The 21,250-nt window shown below is 38.8% G+C and carries 24 protein-coding genes; 12 read left to right on the top strand and 12 right to left on the bottom strand.

Annotated elements, in window-relative coordinates:
- Positions 1-2,088 (bottom strand): phosphate acetyltransferase, encoded by a 2,088-nt coding sequence (gene pta, locus ACK1I8_RS09525; RefSeq protein WP_412469094.1) that lies wholly within the window; start codon positions 2,086-2,088, stop codon positions 1-3.
- A 187-nt stretch (positions 2,089-2,275) separates the two neighbouring features.
- Positions 2,276-2,494, bottom strand: coding sequence for a DUF6965 family protein (locus ACK1I8_RS09520; protein ID WP_412469093.1), 219 nt, complete (start codon positions 2,492-2,494; stop codon positions 2,276-2,278).
- A 206-nt stretch (positions 2,495-2,700) separates the two neighbouring features.
- Here ACK1I8_RS09520 and ACK1I8_RS09515 point away from each other — a divergent pair, with 206 nt between their 5' ends.
- Complete coding sequence (locus ACK1I8_RS09515; protein ID WP_412469092.1) at positions 2,701-3,384, top strand: competence protein; 684 nt, start codon at positions 2,701-2,703, stop codon at positions 3,382-3,384.
- A gap of 320 nt (positions 3,385-3,704) precedes the next feature.
- Here the strand turns inward: ACK1I8_RS09515 and ACK1I8_RS09510 are convergent, their stop codons facing one another.
- From ACK1I8_RS09510 to ACK1I8_RS09495, 4 genes are all read right to left on the bottom strand, one after another.
- Positions 3,705-4,286: a DUF4142 domain-containing protein gene (locus ACK1I8_RS09510; RefSeq protein ID WP_412469091.1), complete on the bottom strand. Its 582-nt coding sequence runs from the start codon at positions 4,284-4,286 to the stop codon at positions 3,705-3,707.
- 360 nt (positions 4,287-4,646) lie between these two features.
- Positions 4,647-4,847: a hypothetical protein gene (locus tag ACK1I8_RS09505; RefSeq protein WP_335321575.1), complete on the bottom strand. Its 201-nt coding sequence runs from the start codon at positions 4,845-4,847 to the stop codon at positions 4,647-4,649.
- A gap of 394 nt (positions 4,848-5,241) precedes the next feature.
- Positions 5,242-5,961, bottom strand: coding sequence for a DUF481 domain-containing protein (locus ACK1I8_RS09500; RefSeq protein WP_412469090.1), 720 nt, complete (start codon positions 5,959-5,961; stop codon positions 5,242-5,244).
- A gap of 42 nt (positions 5,962-6,003) precedes the next feature.
- Entirely contained in the window at positions 6,004-6,255 is a 252-nt protein-coding gene (locus ACK1I8_RS09495; RefSeq protein WP_412469089.1) for a hypothetical protein, read from the bottom strand.
- A 245-nt stretch (positions 6,256-6,500) separates the two neighbouring features.
- Here ACK1I8_RS09495 and ACK1I8_RS09490 point away from each other — a divergent pair, with 245 nt between their 5' ends.
- The gene (locus ACK1I8_RS09490; RefSeq protein WP_412469088.1) at positions 6,501-7,352 is read left to right on the top strand and encodes an SDR family oxidoreductase; all 852 of its coding nucleotides are present in this window, start codon (positions 6,501-6,503) and stop codon (positions 7,350-7,352) included.
- 118 nt (positions 7,353-7,470) lie between these two features.
- On the opposite strand, the gene ACK1I8_RS09485 is transcribed toward ACK1I8_RS09490, so the two are convergent.
- Positions 7,471-7,782, bottom strand: a complete 312-nt coding sequence (locus tag ACK1I8_RS09485; protein ID WP_412469087.1) for a hypothetical protein — start codon at positions 7,780-7,782, stop codon at positions 7,471-7,473.
- A gap of 161 nt (positions 7,783-7,943) precedes the next feature.
- Between ACK1I8_RS09485 and ACK1I8_RS09480 the strand changes: the two genes are divergently transcribed.
- The gene (locus tag ACK1I8_RS09480) at positions 7,944-8,639 is read left to right on the top strand and encodes a DUF4142 domain-containing protein (protein ID WP_412469086.1); all 696 of its coding nucleotides are present in this window, start codon (positions 7,944-7,946) and stop codon (positions 8,637-8,639) included.
- Positions 8,640-8,760: 121 nt separating this feature from the next.
- Positions 8,761-9,357 carry an FMN-dependent NADH-azoreductase gene (locus tag ACK1I8_RS09475; RefSeq protein WP_412469085.1) on the top strand — a complete coding sequence of 199 codons (597 nt, stop codon included), beginning with the start codon at positions 8,761-8,763 and terminating at the stop codon, positions 9,355-9,357.
- 132 nt (positions 9,358-9,489) lie between these two features.
- Here ACK1I8_RS09475 and ACK1I8_RS09470 read toward each other — a convergent pair whose 3' ends face one another.
- Complete coding sequence (locus tag ACK1I8_RS09470) at positions 9,490-9,747, bottom strand: hypothetical protein (RefSeq protein WP_412469084.1); 258 nt, start codon at positions 9,745-9,747, stop codon at positions 9,490-9,492.
- A 415-nt stretch (positions 9,748-10,162) separates the two neighbouring features.
- On the opposite strand from ACK1I8_RS09470, the gene ACK1I8_RS09465 reads away from it, so the two are divergent.
- Positions 10,163-10,477, top strand: a complete 315-nt coding sequence (locus ACK1I8_RS09465) for a hypothetical protein (RefSeq protein WP_412469083.1) — start codon at positions 10,163-10,165, stop codon at positions 10,475-10,477.
- 214 nt (positions 10,478-10,691) lie between these two features.
- Here ACK1I8_RS09465 and mnmA read toward each other — a convergent pair whose 3' ends face one another.
- Positions 10,692-11,783, bottom strand: a complete 1,092-nt coding sequence (gene mnmA, locus ACK1I8_RS09460; RefSeq protein WP_412469082.1) for a tRNA 2-thiouridine(34) synthase MnmA — start codon at positions 11,781-11,783, stop codon at positions 10,692-10,694.
- 428 nt (positions 11,784-12,211) lie between these two features.
- Between mnmA and ACK1I8_RS09455 the strand changes: the two genes are divergently transcribed.
- The 5 genes from ACK1I8_RS09455 (at position 12,212) to arsB (ending at position 17,278) form a co-directional block, all read left to right on the top strand.
- Positions 12,212-14,497 (top strand): GH92 family glycosyl hydrolase, encoded by a 2,286-nt coding sequence (locus ACK1I8_RS09455; protein WP_412469081.1) that lies wholly within the window; start codon positions 12,212-12,214, stop codon positions 14,495-14,497.
- Positions 14,498-14,826: 329 nt separating this feature from the next.
- Complete coding sequence (locus tag ACK1I8_RS09450; protein ID WP_412469080.1) at positions 14,827-15,156, top strand: ArsR/SmtB family transcription factor; 330 nt, start codon at positions 14,827-14,829, stop codon at positions 15,154-15,156.
- Between the two features lie 37 nt (positions 15,157-15,193).
- Positions 15,194-15,757, top strand: coding sequence for a DUF6428 family protein (locus tag ACK1I8_RS09445; RefSeq protein WP_412469079.1), 564 nt, complete (start codon positions 15,194-15,196; stop codon positions 15,755-15,757).
- Positions 15,758-15,777: 20 nt separating this feature from the next.
- Positions 15,778-16,197 carry an arsenate reductase ArsC gene (locus tag ACK1I8_RS09440; RefSeq protein ID WP_412469078.1) on the top strand — a complete coding sequence of 140 codons (420 nt, stop codon included), beginning with the start codon at positions 15,778-15,780 and terminating at the stop codon, positions 16,195-16,197.
- A 1-nt stretch (position 16,198) separates the two neighbouring features.
- A complete protein-coding gene (gene arsB, locus ACK1I8_RS09435) occupies positions 16,199-17,278 on the top strand; it encodes an ACR3 family arsenite efflux transporter (protein ID WP_412469077.1) in 1,080 nt (359 codons plus the stop codon).
- 57 nt (positions 17,279-17,335) lie between these two features.
- Here the strand turns inward: arsB and ACK1I8_RS09430 are convergent, their stop codons facing one another.
- The 3 genes from ACK1I8_RS09430 to ACK1I8_RS09420 form a co-directional block, all read right to left on the bottom strand.
- The gene (locus ACK1I8_RS09430; RefSeq protein ID WP_412469076.1) at positions 17,336-18,187 is read right to left on the bottom strand and encodes an SDR family oxidoreductase; all 852 of its coding nucleotides are present in this window, start codon (positions 18,185-18,187) and stop codon (positions 17,336-17,338) included.
- Between the two features lie 99 nt (positions 18,188-18,286).
- Positions 18,287-19,120, bottom strand: coding sequence for an SDR family NAD(P)-dependent oxidoreductase (locus ACK1I8_RS09425; RefSeq protein ID WP_412469075.1), 834 nt, complete (start codon positions 19,118-19,120; stop codon positions 18,287-18,289).
- Positions 19,121-19,208: 88 nt separating this feature from the next.
- Positions 19,209-20,120: a helix-turn-helix domain-containing protein gene (locus ACK1I8_RS09420; RefSeq protein WP_412469074.1), complete on the bottom strand. Its 912-nt coding sequence runs from the start codon at positions 20,118-20,120 to the stop codon at positions 19,209-19,211.
- A 137-nt stretch (positions 20,121-20,257) separates the two neighbouring features.
- Here ACK1I8_RS09420 and ACK1I8_RS09415 point away from each other — a divergent pair, with 137 nt between their 5' ends.
- Both ACK1I8_RS09415 and ACK1I8_RS09410 read left to right on the top strand, forming a co-directional pair.
- A complete protein-coding gene (locus ACK1I8_RS09415) occupies positions 20,258-20,851 on the top strand; it encodes a TetR/AcrR family transcriptional regulator (RefSeq protein WP_412469073.1) in 594 nt (197 codons plus the stop codon).
- Positions 20,852-20,940: 89 nt separating this feature from the next.
- Positions 20,941-21,132, top strand: coding sequence for a hypothetical protein (locus tag ACK1I8_RS09410; RefSeq protein WP_412469072.1), 192 nt, complete (start codon positions 20,941-20,943; stop codon positions 21,130-21,132).
- The last annotated feature ends 118 nt before the right edge of the window (positions 21,133-21,250 follow it).

Raw genomic sequence — 21,250 nt, 5'->3', positions numbered from 1 at the left:
TTAAATGTCTTGACATTGGATTGCTGTAATCACAACCGTATTAAAAATATCATCCACGGTACAACCGCGACTAAGATCGTTTATGGGTTTGTTTAAGCCTTGTAACATTGGGCCGATAGCCAATGCACCGGTTTCACGTTGTACTGCTTTATAGGTATTATTGCCGGTATTTAAATCAGGGAAGATCAATACACTTGCTCGGCCTGCCACTTCCGATCCCGGGAGTTTTTGTTTACCAACAAGGGGATCTACAGCAGCATCGTATTGTATAGGCCCTTCAATTTTTAATTCCGGATGCCTCTTTTTAACGATGGCAGTTGCCTCTCTTACACGTTCTACATCTTCACCTTCGCCTGATGTGCCGGAAGAATAAGATAACATGGCTACACGTGGCTCGATGCCAAACTTGGCACTGCTTTCTGCGGAAGAGATGGCTATTTCCGCCAATTGCTGGGCAGTAGGATTGGGGTTAACGGCACAATCGCCAAATATGGCCACCCGCTCTGGCAGGCACATAAAGAAAATGGAAGAAACGACTGATACACCTGGTTTTGTTTTAACAAATTGTAAAGCAGGCCTGATGGTATGCTGAGTGGTATGAACGGCGCCGGAAACCATTCCATCAGCATCACCTTTATAAACCATCATGGTGCCGAAATAAGAAACATCGGTCATCATGTCTGTGGCCATTTCGAGGTTCACATTTTTGTTCTTACGCAACTCATGTAAGGTATTAACGTAATCACCATAATGAATTGAATGCGCAGGGTTATGTATTTTAACGCTATTGATATCGAGATTTAATCCGAGCCTTTTAATGGTATTCGTAATTTCGGTAGGATCGCCTAAAAGTGTAATGTCTACAATATCCTGTGCAATCAGTTTTTCTACTGCCTTTAAAATGCGTTCATCATTACCTTCCGGTAAAACGATATGTTTTTTATCGCGCTTGGCCCATTTAACCAGTTGATATTGAAACATGTGCGGGGTGATGCCCTGATAGCTAAAAGTGATGATTTTATCATCCAGTGCTTTTATATCAACATACTTTTCGAAAAGTTCTATGGCCAGTGCAATCTTTTTCTTGTTTTCAATCGTAATTTTTGAATGGATGCCGCCAATAGTGGCCGTGGTTTCGAAAGTTCCTTTTTTTACGGCTATAATGGGGATAATGGTCTGTAAACCTTCAATCAGTTTAATAATCGGTTCATCTGGCAAGCTTCCCGCAGTTAAAACAATGCCTGCAATTTTGGGGTAATTGGCTGATAAATTGGCCTGAAGTGCGCCAATGATAATATCGCCACGATCGCCTGGGGTAACAATAAGTAAATTATCTTTAATGTGCCTTAGAAAATTAGGTAACATCATGGCACCTGTCACAAAATTATCAACCTGATTGTCCAGCAGTTCTGTACCGAAAAGTACCTCGCCGCCCAGGGCCGCCGTAATTTCGTTCATGGTCGGACTCTGCAGGCCTGTTTCGGTTGGGATAACGGCGATCAGTAATTCGGCTGGTAATTGATTGCTTAACGCCTGCTTAATACGCTCCGCCTCTTCCGGATTTACCATGTTTGCTACTACCCCTAATACCTGTACATCGCGCAACAAAAAGTTACGGTAGATATTGATAGCCGATTTAAAAAGCTGACTTGCCGTTTTGTTTTTTCCTGATACTACTATTAAAACAGGAGCGCCCAGGTTTTTGGCCATTAAAGCATTCGACTCGAACTCAAAAGCCATACCTTCGCCTAAAAAATCGCTTCCTTCAATTACAGTGAAATCGTAATTATCTTCCAGTTTTTTATATTTACTGATAATGGTATTGATAATTCCTCCACTGTCTTCTGATTGGTGGAGCATTTCCTGACGGGTAAAAGCAAAAGCATCCTCATAGTTGACAGGGAGCGAAAAATAATCTAACATGGCTTGTACATGCTCATCTTTTTTATTCAGATCATCTTGTGCAATAATAGGTTTAAAATAACCCACTTTTTGGGTTTTTGCCAACAACATATTAATCATCCCGAAAGCAATTACTGATTTCCCGGTATAAGGTTCGGCTGAAGCAATAAATATATTTTTAGTCATAATGGAGGATCAAATGCATATCAATAATGAATTATGGCCAATATAGCTGGAAATATTTATTTTAAAAACTAAAGTAAGTGAAGTTACTGCTGCGTGATATGTTTTAGCCTATCGCGCAGACTATAGCAGAGCAGGCTCAGGATTGTAGATGACAATTTATTTGGTGATTTACTTTACTTTTGATATCCTAGCTATTTGATTCAATCAACAACTTTAACATTTTCAGTCTGTGGATAAGCGGTTGATTTACTTTTGCGTCAGGATTGAGTTTTAACGGCATAAAATGGCTTTCCAGGAAATGGTCATAATCGGTAATTACCGTGGCCTGATTAAGATAAATAGGAACCTGCTGCTTACCGGCCTGAGCAAAAAAATCTTCTAACTGTTGTATTTCTTGGATGGTCATGCTGCAAAGTTAGTGAATAGTTTGCAGTTACTTCATAAGTCGGGTGTCAGAGGTCAGAATACAGTGCTTTTAAAGATATGTAGCCAAATCGATGTGTTCGATGCCCTGCGCTTTGTATGCTGTTTTTTTTAAGTCGTAGATGATGCTCTTGTTGTACTAAAAATTTTAGTTTAGTTTTGTGTTTCCCTAATTGAGTTTTATTGCAAATGCAGAGAATGGATAATGCAATCAGAAGAGATATTGCTGTTGATGAAGTGATTCCGGGTACTCCATTAATTAACAAAGAATATTACAGAAAAGAAACGGCCTGGCATCGCGATTGGAAGTTGGCTTTTCCACCATCTTTTAGAGAGGTTGCCCTTTATGATGCTGCCAATTCCGATCTCCACCGGGCAGACATATTTACACCATCCGGCTATACCATTGAGTTTCAAAATTCGCCGATAACACTTGCCGAACTGAACAGCCGGGAGGCTTTTTATCCAAATTTGACATGGGTATTGAATGGTAAAAAGTTTAAGGGCTTTAAAATATTGAAACATTTGCCCGATGTGGATGATCCGAAATTAGCTGGGTATGAGTTTTGTCATTCCGATCATCTTTCGATGGTTAGGAAAGCGGAGGTGATACAGGGAATATCCAATCCGAAGATACTTAATTTTTACCACCCTGAACTTAAAGGAATTAAACTCACTTCCAACCTGTATTCTTTTTGCTGGAAACAGCCTCACAGTGTATGGTATTCAGCTGCTGCTAAAATTATTGTTGATCTTGGAGGTCATTTTTTGTACGAACTAAAACAGCGTAAACAATTAAATGGAAATTATCCCTATCTAAAAATGATAAGCAGAAAAACATTTATTGATTGGCACACCCCACCGGAGATTTAGAAATCTGTTGGTGTATTAGTGAAATTATTTTTTTCACGGATGTAAAGGGCATCTTGAATGTGTAGATTAAAGCTTGCTTAACTCGTAGACGACTAATCTTTTTAGTAGATTCTATTGAGTTCACGTCATTTTAAGCGAGACGCAGTAAAGTAAAGAAATCTTTTGAACCGGAATTGACGTTGCTTCGGTAGAGATGACGATTATTTCATTAAACTTTCAGCCTGTTCAAAAAACTTTTTAAAGAAATCATCATAGAGAGAAGGTTCCCGAAAGGGGTAGGGAAGTATATTCCTTCTCCCGATGATAACATTTAGCGCATGTTATTTCATGCTATCGTTAATTTTATTGATCATCTGTAAGTGGCTTTGAACGATTGGAGCTGTCTTCGTTGCAAAAGCTTTAAGATCTGCATCCTTACCGTCTTTTGCCCCATCTTCCATTAATTTCAGGGTAGACTTATGTCCGTCAACCATGGCGCTTACATAAGCCTTATCAAAATCTGTACCTGTCTTTTTGCTCAGGTCTTCTATTTTTTTCTTGTGTTCATCATCTACAGTAGTTGGAAGCGTAATGTTTTTTTGTTTGGCAATCGTCATTAACTCTGTATTGGCCATGCCGTGATCTTTCACCATCATGGTTGCAAATTCTTTAACCTGTGGATTACTGCTTTTTTCGAGGGCCATTTTTCCCAATTCTACTTCTGCCATGCCGCCAACAGCTGCCTCGGTGGTGAATTTGGCGTCAGATTCATCTACTGCAATTCCGCCGGTAGCTGCGGTATTGGTAGTGGTATCTTTAGCCATGTTTAAACTATCGGCACTTTCTTTGGCGTCTTTATTTCCTCCATTGCAAGCCTGAAAGGCCAGGGCAGAAACAGCCATTACATAAATAAACTTTTTCATATACATTGTTTTTGTTGTATATACATAACAGGTTTTGATGTAAAAGGGTTTTAAGCTTTTGGGAATAAGTAAACCGTGAGATAGTCGGATGTTCAGCAAACCTGGTCTCGTAAAACCGGAAAATAGGAGGAAACAGTGAAGAAGATGCCTTTGTTAAGTAAAGTGACAATGAGAACAGTAATTTATACCTTTGGCAAGATGATGGTAAAAAAGGTAGAAGAGGTTAGGGAATATATACTTTTTTGCTCGAAAATCTTTGTGCCCGAATCTGTTTTAGCACCTTTCTTAATTGGCACTAAAATGAACCGATGCACGATATAATGAATTCCCGGACATTGCCCGGGAATAATTTTTAATGCCTTACGATTTTGCCTTTTTAGCCTTTGGTTCAGGTTTTTCAGGTAATTGAATCGATAAAATCAAATCAATGCTTTCCGAATTGATTTCGTAATCTGCAGCAATTTTTTCCCATCTCTTTAATTCTGCCTGTAAGGTTTCAATTTCCTTCGCTAATGATTCGATCTTATTCTGAATTGATTTTCTAACGTTCATATTTGCCATAACACAAAATTACCATTTGAAGGCAAATCTCCTAACCCGTTTTTGCAAGTTATATCAATAAAAATTGTTAAGTGTTCTATTTCAGCAGGTTTTATTTTTCTGAAATTTTCAACAATGGTTAAGAATCGACGAAGTTTTCCGTCTTAGGTTTAAAATGCTGGTTTACTGAACTTCGAGCTTACTGTTCACGGTTGATAGATTGGTCTCAAGCTAGTCCTACAATCTTAGCTCTCTCAGCTTCCTAATGGTCAGCTGATAAGTTAAGTATTCAAATCGATTAATTGACTCCCATCCTTAAACTTAACAGTTCTTTTTCTCCGTTCAGTGTAACTAATCCGGAGAATCCACACAGGACTTTTGAGTATAGACTGAGGACTTCGGACTAGCTGCTAACCTAAAAATACTTGTCAAGTGTTAATCCATACGTTAGGTTCAGGTTTTCGCTACGGGTAATGTTCAGCTTATTATAATTCAAAGCGGTAGTGAGGCTGATCCATTTACGGAGTTTTAAACCAAGTGTCGTGGTAGAGCGGATAATATGATCGCCCTTTCGATCAAACGAGTTTTGCAGGAAATGATTTCCATCAATTGTAATCAGTTCCTTTATACCAAAATGATACTGTAACCTTAGCGAATTCCGATAGGTGTGGTAGCTGTCACCCACAATCAAACTACTTTGATCAAATAACACGCCATCACTTAGGTTAATGTATGCATTTGGTTTGTCTAATATGCTATAGGCAATGCCACCGCCGGCAAGCAATTGGTTTTTTAGTTTTAAAGAATAACTGGTATTGTAATTCACCAGACCCCAATAATAAAAATGTGGAAAGGTTTTATAGAGGTTAAAATTTAACGTAGTCGAAAAATCATTGTTGGTTAAATTGTTGTTTTGCTTTCCGTAAAGCCATGCTGAAGTGGAATTTAAAACAAAACTTTTCCTTTTAAGGCCAAAATTAAGTGCATTGTTCAATAAATAGGCACGATCTTCATTGGTACGGTTAATAGAGCCTGTAGAAGTGAGCAGTAAATGGTAGTTGGTACTATCAGTGTACTGGGCGTATGACTTTAGATAGCACAAGAAAAAACATAGTGGCAACGCAAGAAGCTTCATATAAACTTAACATTTCGTACTGTCAATATGTTTAGTTAGCCTTTAATTATGATCGTACCACTTGGGTACGGGTATGTACTCTTCGTCCCAGATAATTTTACCTTGTTCATTTTTGTAACCGACAGAGATCAGTTCAATGTGAGGCGCCTCTTCTGCAATTTCTTTTTTAAAGCGGTAAGCGTCTATGGCTAAATAATGATAAAGTTTTTTCTGTTCAGATTTATTTTCTGCCAATAAAATCAAAGCAATTTCACCTGTTTTAAGGGTATGGATAAATGTGCCTTTTACTCTCATTATGTTTTTTAGGTGAAAGACAATGTAATTCAGGGATAAGTTTTGTTCATTTTAACTAAGGCTGGTAAACTTAATTAAGCAAAAGCATGGCTAATAGTCGTTGAAAATGGTGTAACAGAAACAAAAATATTCAGTTAAACTGGCTTAAATTTCAGGGGCTAGGGTTGAGGCCCTTAAAACTTTGCAGAGAATGCTCTTGTTTAATTTTTAACTGTTGTAGTGAAAAACTAATTAGATAAGAAGCGATGAAAACACAAAAAACACCTGCTAAACAAAATAAACAGCCCGGCATAGAGGCAGAAATGGATCCTAGGCCAGAAGTAATCAAAACGAATTACAGGGGGGCAGGCAAATTAAAAGATAAAGTTGCATTAATTACCGGCGGGGATAGTGGAATCGGCCGTTCCGTAGCTGTTCATTTTGCCAGAGAGGGCGCAGATGTGGCCATTGTTTATCTGGATGAAGATGTAGACGCCAAAGAAACCCGGAAAATGGTTGAAGCCGAAGGTAAAAACTGTTTACTGATTAAAGGCGATGTTAAAAAACCTGCATTTTGTAAAAAAGCAGTTGAAAATACGGTAAAAAAGTTCGGAAAGATTAATATTTTGGTAAATAATGCCGGAATGCAGGTTCCACAGAAAGATCCAAAAGAGATTGATGATAAACAATTGGAAGATACTTTCCGAACCAACATATTCGGCTATTTTTATTTTGCACACGAAGTATTGGCACATTTTCAGGCTGGCGATAGCATTATCAATACGACATCAGTAACGGCTTACCGTTCTTCTCCAAATCTGATCGATTATTCATCAACAAAAGGAGCAATCACATCTTTTACCCGTTCGCTCGCTACAAATTTAGCCAAAAAAGGTATCCGGGTAAATGCTGTGGCGCCAGGCCCGGTTTGGACACCACTCATTGTTTCTACCTTCGATGAAGAAAAAATCAGGTCATTTGGTGCTGAAACGGCAATGGAAAGGGCAGGCCAGCCCTCAGAACTCGGCCCATCTTATGTTTTCCTTGCCTCTGACGATGCTTCATTTATTACCGGACAGGTGATGCATGTTAATGGCGGAGAAGTAGTAAACGGATAACTTTTCCGAAGACAGAAGGGTATCACACTATATTATGGTTGCCTTATACGATATTGTTTAAATAAAAAATGCCAGGCTATTGCAAAGTCTGGCATCTTTTATTCATCCAATGAATGTTTTATAGCATCTCACTATCCTCTTCATCATAGGCATTAGGGTCTTTGTCCAATTCTTCTATATCAGACTCATTGTAGTCGTCGGTTTCATCCCGTTCATCCTCCTCTTCTTCGTCTTCCGGATCTTCAATTTCCTCATTTAACTGTGTTCCTTCGCCATCGGCAAATGGTACCTCATCTTCGGTGTAGTCATTGTCGTCATCAGGTTCAGGAGTAGCATGACCTTCAGCTACATTTCCCTGCGAACGGTTGATCTGGAACTGTTCGATATTTTGAATTTCTTCTTCTGGTTGGTTGTTTTCTTGATTTTCCATAGTCTATGTTTTTTATAACACAACAAGTTAAAATTGTATTAAGTTTAGTAGAAATTTAAAATGTTAAACCCATTTGTTGTACGTTTTTAAATAGTAAGGTTTGTTCAAACTTTTTAAATATCAGTATGGTTCTATTAATGCGTTATACCTTATTGATAATTATGAAAAAACGTTTTAAAACCAGGGAAATAGCAGTAGTGGGAATGATTATTTCAGCTACTTCATTTAATGCTGTTGCTAATTCGGATTGGCACTATGCAACTTGTACTGATGACATTCATCAGCAAGATACCATAACCACTGCTCAGTTTTTGCAACAGGCAGCAATTGCAGGAATGAAAGAGGTTTTAACAGGGAAACTTGCTGCAGACAGGGCAACTGATAAAAAAATTAAAGCATTTGGCCAGATGATGGTTGATGATCATAACAAAGCCAATGAAGAGTTGCGGGCATTGGCAAAGCTTAAAAAAGTGACGCTGCCCATGAGTGCTCCCGAAGGTGGACTGAGGCCAGATGGCAGGGTTGATTCTTCTCCTGAAAATCTAAAAGATACTTCGCGTACCAGAAATGCTGGTGGTGAAGCCGGTAATACTGGTCTGGCACAAAAAACAATTAACGGTACAACAGCAACTGAAGTAACAGAAGCGGTTGATCAGTTGAAAAAACAAAAAGGACGTTCATTTGATCAGGCTTATGTAGAAATGATGGTCCTGGATCATCAAAAAGCTGTTGCATTGTTTGAGAAAGCTTCCCAATCTTCTGACAACGAGGTTAAAGCATTTGCAGGTAAACATTTACCTACTCTAAAAAAGCACTTAATGAAAGTAAACGCTTTAGCCGGTAAATCTGCTAACTAGGCTTTGGCTTTAAAAAAAGCCGGGCTACTATACTAAAGGATAGTGCTATCCTTTAGTATAGTAATAACCTTTTGATACTTTGTAATCATAATTTTGCCAGACCTAAAATAAAAAGGCAAAAATGAAAATATTACACTTAATATCCAGCCCCAGGGGCGAAGCATCCTTTAGTATTAAATTGGGAAATGCCATTGTAGAAAAATTACAGGCAGCATATCCGGATAGCACCCTAAAGGTACATGATCTTACCAATACCCCATTTCCCCATTTGGAGGAAGTACACATCAATTCTTTTTTCACACCAAAAGAAAATCATACTGCAGAATTAACATCGGCAATAAAACATTCAGACGAGGCCATTGCCGAACTTAAAGATGCTGATGTAATCGTTATCGGTGCACCAATGTATAATTTCGGGATCCCTTCTACTTTAAAAGCATGGATTGATCATATTGCACGTGCGGGTCAAACTTTCAGATACACAGAACAGGGACCTGAAGGTTTGGTGAAAAACAAAAAATTGTATTTGGCTATCTCTTCTGGTGGTGTATATTCAGAAGGACCGATGAAACCTTATGATTTTACAGAATCTTATCTGAGAGCTGTACTTGGTTTTATGGGTATGACCGATATCACTGCATATCGTGCTGAAGGCGTAAGCATTCCGGATTTAAAGGACCTGGCTTTAAACAAAGCAATCGAAAGTGTAACCGTTTAAGCCGTTTTTCTTCATTATTTCACTAGTCAATAGTTTATTCGTCATCAGTTCATTAGACAATAGTTAAATGATAAATTTTTTTGCTACTGAAAAATTGAACTGGTGACTAATGAACTGCACACCAGGGCGTGTTTACCGATAAATTTGTACTAAACTAAGCTGCCAGCTACTGCTCAACCCTGCAGGCAACATCATGCAGTTCAGACAGTTTATTAATAAAATCTCCGGCCGCTCACTTACCTTTACTGCATTCAAATGATTGTTGGCCAACATCACCATTACCGGAAGATGAGGTGTTTTAATATTTCGATTTAGCGCATTGCAGCTTTTCATTCCATTTCCTTTTGGCAATATCACGTAAGGAATAACCATATCCGGCCGGATGTTCATACATTTTGAGTCATAAATTGCTGATGTTTGGGCAGGCATTTACTTCATAAGGTTCTTCAGTTAGTATAAATTTTATAATTTATCTGGTATTCGGATTGTTTTCCAGTATATAGATGCATATTTTATAAGTTTAACTGTTGCTATCTGAATAACTGATCTAGTGATCAGATGTTTAAGGAATTTATGCCCGATAGCAGCGTTATTAACCTTTTTCTTTGTGCATGTCATACATTTCTATAATTTTTGCGTTAACTAAAAAAAATATAAAAATAAATTTTGATACTAATTTTTTTAGTATAGATTTGCTTTTGGAGAACCGGAATAAGGGACCACATCGAGATCATTCAATGTATAATAGATGATTTTAAACAAAAGCCTTTCTTCTTGGTTTGTTTGCTGATATATTTATTTTTCTATGACCGTTACCGTTTTAGCCATACTCGAAACAGATTTTAAACCAGATCTTTCATTAGGTAGAATTATGAATGAAAGGCTGAGGATTGCCGCTGCAGATCTGCAGGATATCCATTTACAACCTCTGCATGCAGTTGGGCAACGTAGCGATGATTTAGTGGTTTACATCAGTTATAACCCAAAATATAAAATAAGATGGCGTGTAGTTAATGACGTGCCGGAAGATGTAGAAAACTTTGTGGCCCAAACCTGTGGCAACTTAGGCTATATCCACTGGAAAACAGCTTCGATTAATATTTTTAAGGGAAATGAGTAATACCGCATTCATCATTCCTGCGTATGCGGGAATCTTAGTTTGACAAACTTACGATATGATGAATAGCATTATTGAAGTTAAAAACAAATAGGTCACAGGAAGGTGCTGAACTAAATTCAGCATGACGGATGGTATCAGTATATCGTCACCCTTGAGCCGAGCCTTCGCGAGCTCACCGAAAGTAATTTATTCCAGGGACTCTGCAAATAATCCTTTAAACTAAAAAACCCCCACCGAGTAAATCATTGCCTTCGTAAAATACTGCCGATTGGCCGGGAGCAATTGCTGATACGTGATGATCGAAAACCACACGCATTTTATCTTTTTCCTGAACAATGGTGCTTAACATACCCGCATCCTTATAACGGATTTTAGTAATCACATCATTCATCGGTTCTTCAATGCTTGCGTATTTGATCAGGTTGATATTGCGTACCATGGCTTCGCGGCGTTCAAGTTCATCAGCTTTGCCTAAAACCACCGTATTGCTTTCTGGAAGGATCTGCGTGACAAACATAGGCTCGCCAAAGGCAACACCTAAACCTTTACGCTGACCAATGGTGTAAAAAGGATAACCTTTATGCTGTCCAACAACCATTCCATTACTTAAAATGAAATTTCCGCCGGCCACTCTCTCTTCCAAGTCGGCTACTTTATGTTTTAAGAAAGCCCTATAATCGTTATCCGGAACAAAACAAATTTCATAACTCTCCGATTTTTTTGCCAATTCTTCCTGTCCCATATCCAAGGCCATCTGCCTGATTTCGGATTTTGCAAAACTGCCCAATGGGAATTTAGTACGGGAAAGGTTTTCTTGCGAAACGCCCCATAATACATAAGATTGGTCTTTATTTTCGTCTTTCCCTTTCGAAATTACATAACGTCCGCTATCTTGCTGGCGGATATTGGCGTAATGCCCGGTTGCAATAAATTCACAATCCAGTTTATTGGCACGCTTTAAAAGCGCTTCCCATTTTATATGCGTATTACATAAAACACAAGGATTAGGCGTTCTTCCGGCAAGATATTCGTCCACAAAATTATCAATTACATAATCACCAAATTCATCCCTGATATCCAGAATGTAATGTGGGAACCCATAATTTACGGCAAGCGTACGGGCATCATTAATACTATCTAATGAGCAACAACCCGTTTCTTTACTACTCCCTCCAGAAGTAGCATAATCCCATGTCTTCATAGTTAATCCAATAACCTCATAACCCTGCTCATGCAACATAACTGCTGCTACTGAACTATCGACACCGCCACTCATGGCAACCAGAATTCTACCGTGTTTACTCATCTTAAAAATATAAGGATGCAAAAATAAGGTTTATTTAGCTGAAATTATTTAGAGGAAGTCAGTTACTTGTAAAAAGCAACGACTAAATTTTGAGCATTATCTGTTAGCTGAGGTTAAGGGTTATTTTTTTCGGAAAGCAGTGCTCTGTTTGCATCGGTAACGAAAGTCCTGCTAGCTCTCCAAGTTCTCACTTATTCTTCGTTACCGGCCTTCCTTTCCATCTGGTTTATCTAACAAAGCATGTATGCTCAACGGATTAAACTTCGCAGGTTTCAAACACCTTCAGGGTTTGACACTCAGAAAATCATATTTTCAGTAAAAGAAGATGTTTTTTTAATTACTTAAACGTTTTAGTTATGTGTTATATGCATATTTGAAGATAAATTTATACCTTAGGATTTTCAACAAAACAAGCTAATTTAAAAGATATGATTAAAAAAGTGATCCTGCCTTGTTTTTTGCTTTCGGCCATGATGGCATCGGCACAGCAGAATTTGGTGCAGTATGTTAAACCCATTATCGGTACCTCAAAGATGGGGCATACCTATCCAGGTGCAACTGTACCTTTTGGCGCAGTGCAGCTAAGTCCCGAAACGGATACTTTATCTTACGAAGTAAACGGAAAATATAATGGCGATGTATATAAATACTGTGCGGGGTATAAATACGAAGATAAAACCATTACCGGCTTTAGCCACACGCACTTTAGCGGTACCGGACATTCTGATCTGGGCGATTTTCTTATTATGCCTACACAGGGGAAGTTACAGTTAAACCCAGGAGTGGCTTCAAACCCTAAAGGCGGTTACCGTTCTGCCTATTCGCATAACAATGAAGTTGCGGAGGCTGGTTACTACAAAGTAAAACTTGATGATGATAATATTACCGCAGAATTAACCACAACCACCAGGGTAGGGATGCATCAATATACTTTTCCTAAATCAGACCAGTCGCATATTATTTTGGATCTGATGGCAGGCATTTATAATTATGAAGAAAAAAACGTTTGGACTTATATTCGGGTGGTGAACGATACCCTGGTTACCGGCTACCGTCAAACCAATGGTTGGGCCAGAACCAGGACCGTATATTTTGCAATGAGCTTTTCCAAGCCTTTTAAAAGTTATGGACGTAAAAGTTATGACGCTAAGCAGGCGTACAGGGGCTTTTGGGGCAAGTTTAATCAAGACCAGAACTTCCCGGAAATTGCAGGCAAAAAGTTGAAAATGTTTTTTGATTTCGACACCCGGGAAGGAGAGAAGATCAAAATTAAATTTGCTTTATCTCCTGTTAGTCAGGATAATGCATTACAGAATATGCGTGCGGAAATTTCGGGCTGGGATTTCGAAAAGGTAAAAGCCCAGGCACAGGCCACCTGGAATAAAGAGTTGAACAAAATTCAGATAAACACCTCAAATGATCATAAAATAAACTTTTATACCGCTTTATATCATGCCTATATCAACCCAACCACTTATACTGATATAAATGGAGAATATAAGGGGTTAGACCAGGGCGTGCATAAAGCTGATGGCTTTACCAATTACACTACTTTTTCCCTTTGGGATACTTACCGTGCTTTACATCCATTTTTTAATATCACGCAGCCTGCGCGCAGTAATGATATGGTGAAGTCGATGTTGGCGCATTACGATCAGAGCAGTTTACACATGTTGCCGATCTGGTCGCACTATGCAAACGATAACTGGTGTATGAGCGGTTATCACAGTGTTTCGGTTATTGCTGATGCCATTATTAAAGGCACTTACAGTGGCGATGCCAACAAAGCTTTGGATGCCTGCGTGGCAACAGCTAAACACCGCGATTATGAAGGAATTGGCTACTATATGGATAAAGGTTATATACCGGCAGAAAAATCGGGTATTTCAGTTTCCAATAATCTGGAATATTCTTATGATGACTGGTCAATTGCACAATTGGCTAAGAAATTAAATAGAATGGACATTTATGATGAATTTATCAAACGTTCCAACAACTGGAAAAATAACTATGATAGTGCGACTGGTTTTATGCGGCCGAAATTAGCCGATGGAACCTTTAAAAAGCAATTTGATCCAAAAGATACCGAAGGACAAGGTTTTATTGAAGGCAATAGCTGGAACTATAGTTTTTTTGTGCCACAGGATCCTGCTACATTGATCGACATGATGGGCGGTAAAAAGAAATTTGCTACCCGTTTGGATACTTTGTTTACCATGCATTTGCCCGATGAGTTTTTTGCGCACACCGAAGATATCACCCGCGAAGGTATTATTGGCGGTTATGTGCATGGAAACGAACCAGCCCACCATATTGTTTACCTCTATAATTGGGCCGATCAGCCGTGGAAAACGCAGGCACAGGTTCGCCATATCCTGAATATGCAATACAAACCCACCGCTGACGGTTTGGGTGGAAATGATGATTGCGGACAGATGAGCGCCTGGTATATGTTTTCTTCATTAGGCTTTTACCCGGTAGCACCGGGCGCTGATGTATACTCTTTAGGTAGCCCTTTGGTTAACAACGCAGTTATCAATCTGGAAAATGGTAAAACCTTCACCGTTGAAGCCATCAAGCAAAGCGATAAAAATGTATACGTTACGAAAGTGTTGTTAAACGGCAAGGAAATTACCGACTATAAAATCAAACATGCCGATATTACCAATGGTGGGAAGCTTACATTTTATATGAGTGCTAAACCTAAAAAATAGCAATACATCTATTTCGCATTTAACCGTTGACTAGTTCCAGTCAGCGGTTTTTTTATCTTTCAAAAGTCTTCATTTCGAGCGGAGTAAAACGTAATCGAAAACAATATTGACCTCATCGAAGCTAAAGCAGTCTTTAGATGGATATCTCCACGTCTGTACGTGCAGGGCTGTCTACACCGGGCTGGCATCTCACGGCCTTCTAAGGAGATGGCGATCAGGCTATCCGAATTTAATTCTGGGAATTGGTTCCAAGCTTCCGTGGTTAAAAAAATAATTAGTAGGATAAGTTTGATAAGTAATTTATATATCGTAATATTGCGATATAAAATATGGGACTTACCAAAACCGAAATTTTTACTAAAGAACAGAACCAGATGGCTGCGTTATTAAAAGCGATGGCACATCCGGCCAGAATAGCAATCCTGCAGCGGATTCTTAAATCGAATACCTGTATCTGTGGTGATTTGGTTGAAGAGCTGGGGCTGGCACAGGCAACCATTTCTCAGCATTTAAAAGAACTTAAAAATGCTGGCATTATACAGGGTACTATAGAAGGAGTAAGCATCTGTTATTGCATTGCGCCTGAAACATGGAAATTATTACAAACACAGCTAGGCAATTTCTTTTCTTCTTATAAAGGCGGACAAAATTGCTGTTAAAAAAAATTATATAAATCAATCGTTAAATTGCAATATTATGATCAATGAATTTATCGGGTGGAATGCTTTTAAAGCCAAACTTCAACAACATCCTGAATTGCTTTTGCAGTTCCAATATACAGCTAACAAATGGGTAAATGCCAATTACCACATTACCGAAATCAAACAGGCACCGATAACCTCAGTGGATTGCGGAGGGGTAATGAATGCCTGGACGGAAATTGTTATACAATTATGGGAACCTACTGAAGAGGAGGAAGGCAGGGCCATGCAGGTAAGAAAGGCATTGTCGATTATTGAATTGGTAGAAAGTAAAATGCCACTAAACCCAATCGCGATGGTAAAGATTGAATTTGGTAATTCAGAATTTGATACAAGGCAAATGTATCCTGCTGAATTTAAAATGGATGGCAACAATCTGATTATAAACCTTACACCTGATGCTACACAATGTAAGGCAATTAGCCGCGGTGGGAGTTGTGGTACCACTGCAACGGGTGATGAATGTTGTGCGCCTGCTCAGCCTGAAAAAAGAAAAATCGGGTTGGTTAACCTCGCTGCCGGCCAAAATAGTTGTACACCGGGAAGCGGTTGTTGTTAGGAATTTTAAAAGGTATAAAAATGAAAAATGTATTGGTGCTTTGCACCGGAAACAGTTGCAGGAGTCAACTGGCAGAAGGCTATTTGAAATATTTTGCTCAGAATAAAGCTAAAATCTACAGCGCAGGTATCGAAGTGCATGGTGTAAACCCCAGGGCAGTTAAAATAATGGCGGAAGATGGAATCGATATTTCTGAGCAGACATCGAATAATATCGAAGAATACTTTGATGTTCCTTTCGATTATGTGATTACGGTATGTGATCATGCGAAAGAAAGTTGTCCGTATTTCCCAACGCAGGCCATAAAATTGCACCATAATTTTCCCGATCCGGCAAAAGCGGTAGGTACTGAAGGCGAAATCATGGCGCAATTCAGAAGTACGAGAGATTTGATTAAAACTTATATGGAGGATTTTGTAAAAGAAAATTTAAAAGGATAACATGTCGGCAAATAATTGTACGCCTGTAGTTAAACGAAAAAAGCTTAGTTTTTTAGACCGCTATTTAACCATTTGGATCTTCTTATCGATGTTTTTAGGGGTATCGCTGGGCTATTTATTTCCTTCATCGGCGTTATTAATCAATTCGTTTTCCAGTGGAAGTACTAACATTCCTTTAGCCCTCGGATTAATTTTGATGATGTACCCTCCCTTAGCAAAAGTCAATTATAAAAACATGTTTGAGGTGTTTAAAAATATTAAAATTTTGGGGGTCTCGTTGGTTTTAAATTGGATCATTGGACCATTTTTAATGTTTTTCCTGGCGATTATATTTTTACAAGGTTATCCAGAATACATGGTCGGTTTAATTATGATCGGTTTGGCCAGGTGTATTGCGATGGTGGTAGTTTGGAATGAACTTGCCGAAGGTAACCGTGAATATGCTGCTGGTTTGATTGCCCTCAACAGTATTTTTCAAGTATTATTTTATAGTGTATTTGCCTATTTTCTGATTACCATTTTGCCGCCGTTTTTCGGTTTACAAGGCCTGGTTGTATCCATTTCCATTGTAGAGATTGCAAAAAGCGTCGGTATTTACCTGGGTATTCCATTTTTATTGGGTATTTTAAGTCAGAAACTATTGATAAATTGGAAAGGTGAAAAATGGTTCCGCTCAATTTTCATCCCAATGATTTCTCCCATAACTTTAATCGCGTTGTTATTCACTATTGTGGTAATGTTCAGTTTAAAAGGAGAACTGATTGTGCAGATCCCCATGGATGTGATGCGGATTGCTTTGCCATTGGTTATTTATTTCGTGGTAATGTTTGTCATCAGTTTCTTTGCAGGCAAATATTTTGGTGCAGATTATAGTAAAAGTACTGCAATTGCATTTACCGCTACCGGTAACAACTTTGAGCTGGCCATTGCTGTGGCCATTGGTGTATTTGGTATTCATTCCGGACAGGCTTTCGCCGGTGTTATTGGTCCGCTGGTAGAGGTACCTGCATTAATTGCGCTGGTTCGTTTAGCACAATGGTTTAGAAGGAGATATTTTGAAGGGCAGAGTCAAACAGCTTAATCGTCATTGCGGAAAAAGCTTTTTCGGCCGACGAAGCAATGACGATTAAGCTAGATACTAAACACCAACCTCGTCAAAGTTAGTAGCAGTCGCCAGATATTTCCAGTTGGCCATATCCCTTTGTACATCCGCAATTTTAGCATTTGCAATCTGATAGGCATCAGGGCCCAGGAATAAATGAAGCGGCGGATTTTCGCTTTTTGCCGCCTCAATAATCACTTCAACCGCTTTTGCCGGATCACCAGGTTGTTGGTTGTTGATGTCGTTTTGGTGGGCAGCCTGCGATTCGCGCACCTCTTTGTAATCATCAATTGGCGAACCTGGTACCGCTAATGATCCTTCTGTTAGAAATGCAGTTCTGAAATAACCAGGTTCTACCACTGTTGCTTTGATTCCCAGTGATTTTACTTCGGCAGCTAACGACTCCGTAAAGCCAACTACTGCAAATTTTGTGGCACAGTAGATCCCGAAGCCCGGAAAATTCCCTGAAAATCCACCTATTGATGAAATATTGAAAATATGACCTGATTGTTGTTTCCTCAATTGGGGAAGCACTTTTCTGATCACATTTAATGATCCGAAAACGTTAACGTCAAAATTTTCACGCGATTCTTTGTCGCTTAGTTCTTCCAATGCGCCAATCATGCCATAACCGGCGTTGTTTACCACTACATCAACCCGTCCAAATTTGCTAATGGTTTGGCTTACTGCAGTTTCTACATTTTCTTCATTGATCAAGTCAACACTTAAAGGTAAAAAATTTTCTTGTTCACCGACCGCTTTGATTAAATCGTTTAAATTTCTTGAAGTTGCGGCAACGTTAACACCGTTTTTTAATAGTGTTTTTACTAAGGTTAATCCCAGGCCTTTGGACGCGCCTGTTACAAACCAAACTTTTTGATTTTCCATGATATTGTTTTTTAGAATGAAATGAATTGATTAAAAGCAGTCCCAAGATATGTTGGGACTGCAGCCGTTTTGAATGCTAATTCGCCATTAGCTTATAACTTAATTGTCGAAATTTGTTGAAATCGTGATGGCTTTCCAGTCTTTAAATTCTCTTGATAAAGCCTCGAGCTTATGGTTTGCCCTTTGAAAAGCATCATTTCCTAATAGTAAATGTACCGGTGGATTAGGCATACTGGCCAATGAGATCATGGCAGCTGCCGCTTTTTCAGGATCACCGATCTGCTGACCGTCCATTTTAAGGTATTTTCGATGTATTGCCCGCACTTCTTCGTATTCAGCAATCGGGTTGGCTGCTAAAATTAATGAATCTGCAGTTAAGAAACTGGTTCTGAATGCGCCGGGCGCCACTACTGTTACCTTTACTCCAAATTCTTTAAGGTCTTCGGCCGATACTTCCGATAAGGCAACAACCGCCGATTTAGCTGCTGAATACACCGCCCAGCCAGTTGCACCCGCGATGCCTGCAATTGATGCAATGTTGATGATATGTCCGGAGCGCTGCGCCCGTAAGTAAGGTGATGCTTTCCTGATGACATTTATTGTTCCGAAAACGTTTACATCAAAACTACTGCGTGTTTCAGCATCACTCAGTTCTTCTATGCTACCTCCAATGCCATAACCTGCATTATTAATTACAATATCTATTCTTTCAAATTTTGCAATAGTTGCTAAGATCGCTGCCTCTACACTGTTTTCATCGGCCAGATTAACTTCGAGTGGAAGAAATTTTTCAGTATCATGATTTACTGCTTTTTTAAGTTCATGTATATTTCTTGAAGTGGCCGCAACGGATTGGCCAGCTTTTAGTAATTGATGAACTAAACTTAATCCTAAGCCCTTTGAAGCGCCGGTAATAAACCAAACTTTTTTCATGCCCATAGTTTTATTCTTTTTGTTAGGACAAAACTACAGTGCAATTGAATTTACTTTATTACGTTAATCAAACTGTTTATTACGAAATTCAAATAATCCGGTAGGAAGTAGGGGTAAGATTGGTCAGTTTTTTGAAAAAGTTGTTAAAATGGGTAGGCTCCTCAAATCCCAGGCAATAACCTATTTCTGAAATATTCCAGTCTGTATGCTTCAGTAAAGCTTTAGCTTCTCTCAATAAACGAGCTGTGATATAATGGGTAGTCGTTTTGCCGGTTGTTTCCTTTATGGCGCGGTTTAAGTGGTTTACATGTACGGAAAGTTGCAGCGCATAATCTTTTGCCGAGCGCATGGTAAACCTTTGAGTTGTGGTTTCGATTGGAAACTGACGCTCCAGCAACTCCGTAAAAACTGCAGTAATCCGGGCATTGGCATCCGTATGTTTGAATAAATTTTCTGACGGCTCTGTTTTTAAAGCAAAATGCGTAATTTCTGTAATGTAATTTCGGAGCAGATCATACTTATAGATGTAATCGGTACTGATTTCCTCAAACATTTTAGCAAAAATAGCTTCCACTTGTTTGTCCTGCTGCTCATTCAATATATATGCTGGTTTTCCGCCCAGGGCAAACATGGGTAAATCGCCAATGTTTCCACGGACCTTTTCGGTAAAAAAGGCTTCCGTAAAGATGCAAAAATAACCTGTTACCTCACTTTGTTTACCGCTGCCCAGCTCCCAGGTATAAGGTACAAGCGGATTAAAAAAGATTAAAGCTGTGCCATTAATTTCAATACTTCTGTCTGCATAGTGGTAAACGTTATGGCCGCGCGTAAGGCAGATTTTGTAGTAATCCCTGCGGTTATAACTCATCGGTTTATGATCGTCTCTTAAACAATCTTCCAGCTTAAAAACGTTAAAATGACCAACACCGTTTTGGAGGTTATCTGGTAGGAACTTGAATTTTTTTTGGTAAAAATCTTCAATGGTTTCTGGTTTGTTCATGAGTCAAAGTTACAAAATTCAAACCTAAAACAAATTGCTGCAATTCATGAAAGCTACAACTGAAATTAAAAAGATGTTGCAATGATAAAAATGATTTATTTAATATACCGATTGGTATATATTTGCATCGTCAATTTATGAACATGACCAAGGCAGAAAAAACAAGAAATTTTATTGTAGAGAAAACAGCGCCTATTTTCAATATGAAAGGTTATGCAGGTACTTCGTTAAATGATATTACTGCCGCTACAGGTTTAACCAAAGGTAGTATTTATGGAAACTTCGCCAATAAGGATGAAGTTGCATTGGCTGCTTTCGATTATAATTTAAAAAACATAGTATCTGGGGTAGAAGCGGAAATGAGCAGACAAAAAGATGTAAAAGGTAAATTATTGGTCTACATTAATATTTATCAAAATCTTTTTGGCGGTATGGTCGCAGCCGGTGGTTGTCCGATTTTAAATACGGCCATTGATGCGGATGATACTCACCCTGCATTGAAAGCAAGGGCCCTGAAAGCTGTTCTTAATTGGAAGAATAGGATTATGAAACTGGTTGAAGCTGGTATTGATGCCAAAGAAATCGATGCAGATTATAACCCCGAGCAGATTGCACTTACCATTATCGCGCTAATAGAAGGGGGCATTATGATTTCGAGGTTGACAGCGAAACCTGCACATTGGAACTTAATTATGGATTCGTTAAAAAATTATGTCAATAGCCTAAGCTAAAAAAATTTGAAATAAAATATACCGATTGGTATTTATTGTCTGTATTGATGTGGTGGACATTATTAGTCTTAAAATTAAAAAATATAGAAATGAAAACTTCAAAAAATACCGCTTTACTGATTGGCGGAACAGCTGGTACCGGTTTAGAAATTGCAAAACAGTTGACCGCTTTAGATAACCACCTTACAAAGATTTACAAATTATTGAGGCAATTGTCCGTTGATGCTTTAAATATCATAAATGCCAATAGAAAAGCCTGGATCGGTTCTGTTGAGCGATAAAATGGTACCTCAGATGCGAAGAAATTCTTGTTTCCATTATTATGATTGTTTTCAACACAGGAATTGTTACTTTCGCGGCATTAAGCGTAATTCTGGTTTGATGTCAACTTTAGTAACG

Source organism: Pedobacter sp. KLB.chiD (genome assembly GCF_047040275.1).
In the GTDB taxonomy this organism is placed as follows: domain Bacteria; phylum Bacteroidota; class Bacteroidia; order Sphingobacteriales; family Sphingobacteriaceae; genus Pedobacter.
The sequence above is the reverse complement of the archived record's forward strand: the minus strand, read 5'-3'. Positions and strand labels throughout refer to the sequence as shown.

Excerpts from the sequence above, each read along its gene's own strand:
- pta (WP_412469094.1), bottom strand. The coding sequence starts at position 2,088 with ATGACTAAAAATATATTTATTGCTTCAGCCGAACCTTATACCGGGAAA.
- ACK1I8_RS09520 (WP_412469093.1), bottom strand. The coding sequence starts at position 2,494 with ATGACCATCCAAGAAATACAACAGTTAGAAGATTTTTTTGCTCAGGCC.
- ACK1I8_RS09515 (WP_412469092.1), top strand. The coding sequence starts at position 2,701 with ATGCAGAGAATGGATAATGCAATCAGAAGAGATATTGCTGTTGATGAA.
- ACK1I8_RS09510 (WP_412469091.1), bottom strand. The coding sequence starts at position 4,286 with ATGAAAAAGTTTATTTATGTAATGGCTGTTTCTGCCCTGGCCTTTCAG.
- ACK1I8_RS09505 (WP_335321575.1), bottom strand. The coding sequence starts at position 4,847 with ATGGCAAATATGAACGTTAGAAAATCAATTCAGAATAAGATCGAATCA.
- ACK1I8_RS09500 (WP_412469090.1), bottom strand. The coding sequence starts at position 5,961 with ATGAAGCTTCTTGCGTTGCCACTATGTTTTTTCTTGTGCTATCTAAAG.
- ACK1I8_RS09495 (WP_412469089.1), bottom strand. The coding sequence starts at position 6,255 with ATGAGAGTAAAAGGCACATTTATCCATACCCTTAAAACAGGTGAAATT.
- ACK1I8_RS09490 (WP_412469088.1), top strand. The coding sequence starts at position 6,501 with ATGAAAACACAAAAAACACCTGCTAAACAAAATAAACAGCCCGGCATA.
- ACK1I8_RS09485 (WP_412469087.1), bottom strand. The coding sequence starts at position 7,782 with ATGGAAAATCAAGAAAACAACCAACCAGAAGAAGAAATTCAAAATATC.
- ACK1I8_RS09480 (WP_412469086.1), top strand. The coding sequence starts at position 7,944 with ATGAAAAAACGTTTTAAAACCAGGGAAATAGCAGTAGTGGGAATGATT.
- ACK1I8_RS09475 (WP_412469085.1), top strand. The coding sequence starts at position 8,761 with ATGAAAATATTACACTTAATATCCAGCCCCAGGGGCGAAGCATCCTTT.
- ACK1I8_RS09470 (WP_412469084.1), bottom strand. The coding sequence starts at position 9,747 with ATGAACATCCGGCCGGATATGGTTATTCCTTACGTGATATTGCCAAAA.
- ACK1I8_RS09465 (WP_412469083.1), top strand. The coding sequence starts at position 10,163 with ATGACCGTTACCGTTTTAGCCATACTCGAAACAGATTTTAAACCAGAT.
- mnmA (WP_412469082.1), bottom strand. The coding sequence starts at position 11,783 with ATGAGTAAACACGGTAGAATTCTGGTTGCCATGAGTGGCGGTGTCGAT.
- ACK1I8_RS09455 (WP_412469081.1), top strand. The coding sequence starts at position 12,212 with ATGATTAAAAAAGTGATCCTGCCTTGTTTTTTGCTTTCGGCCATGATG.
- ACK1I8_RS09450 (WP_412469080.1), top strand. The coding sequence starts at position 14,827 with ATGGGACTTACCAAAACCGAAATTTTTACTAAAGAACAGAACCAGATG.
- ACK1I8_RS09445 (WP_412469079.1), top strand. The coding sequence starts at position 15,194 with ATGATCAATGAATTTATCGGGTGGAATGCTTTTAAAGCCAAACTTCAA.
- ACK1I8_RS09440 (WP_412469078.1), top strand. The coding sequence starts at position 15,778 with ATGAAAAATGTATTGGTGCTTTGCACCGGAAACAGTTGCAGGAGTCAA.
- arsB (WP_412469077.1), top strand. The coding sequence starts at position 16,199 with ATGTCGGCAAATAATTGTACGCCTGTAGTTAAACGAAAAAAGCTTAGT.
- ACK1I8_RS09430 (WP_412469076.1), bottom strand. The coding sequence starts at position 18,187 with ATGGAAAATCAAAAAGTTTGGTTTGTAACAGGCGCGTCCAAAGGCCTG.
- ACK1I8_RS09425 (WP_412469075.1), bottom strand. The coding sequence starts at position 19,120 with ATGAAAAAAGTTTGGTTTATTACCGGCGCTTCAAAGGGCTTAGGATTA.
- ACK1I8_RS09420 (WP_412469074.1), bottom strand. The coding sequence starts at position 20,120 with ATGAACAAACCAGAAACCATTGAAGATTTTTACCAAAAAAAATTCAAG.
- ACK1I8_RS09415 (WP_412469073.1), top strand. The coding sequence starts at position 20,258 with ATGAACATGACCAAGGCAGAAAAAACAAGAAATTTTATTGTAGAGAAA.
- ACK1I8_RS09410 (WP_412469072.1), top strand. The coding sequence starts at position 20,941 with ATGAAAACTTCAAAAAATACCGCTTTACTGATTGGCGGAACAGCTGGT.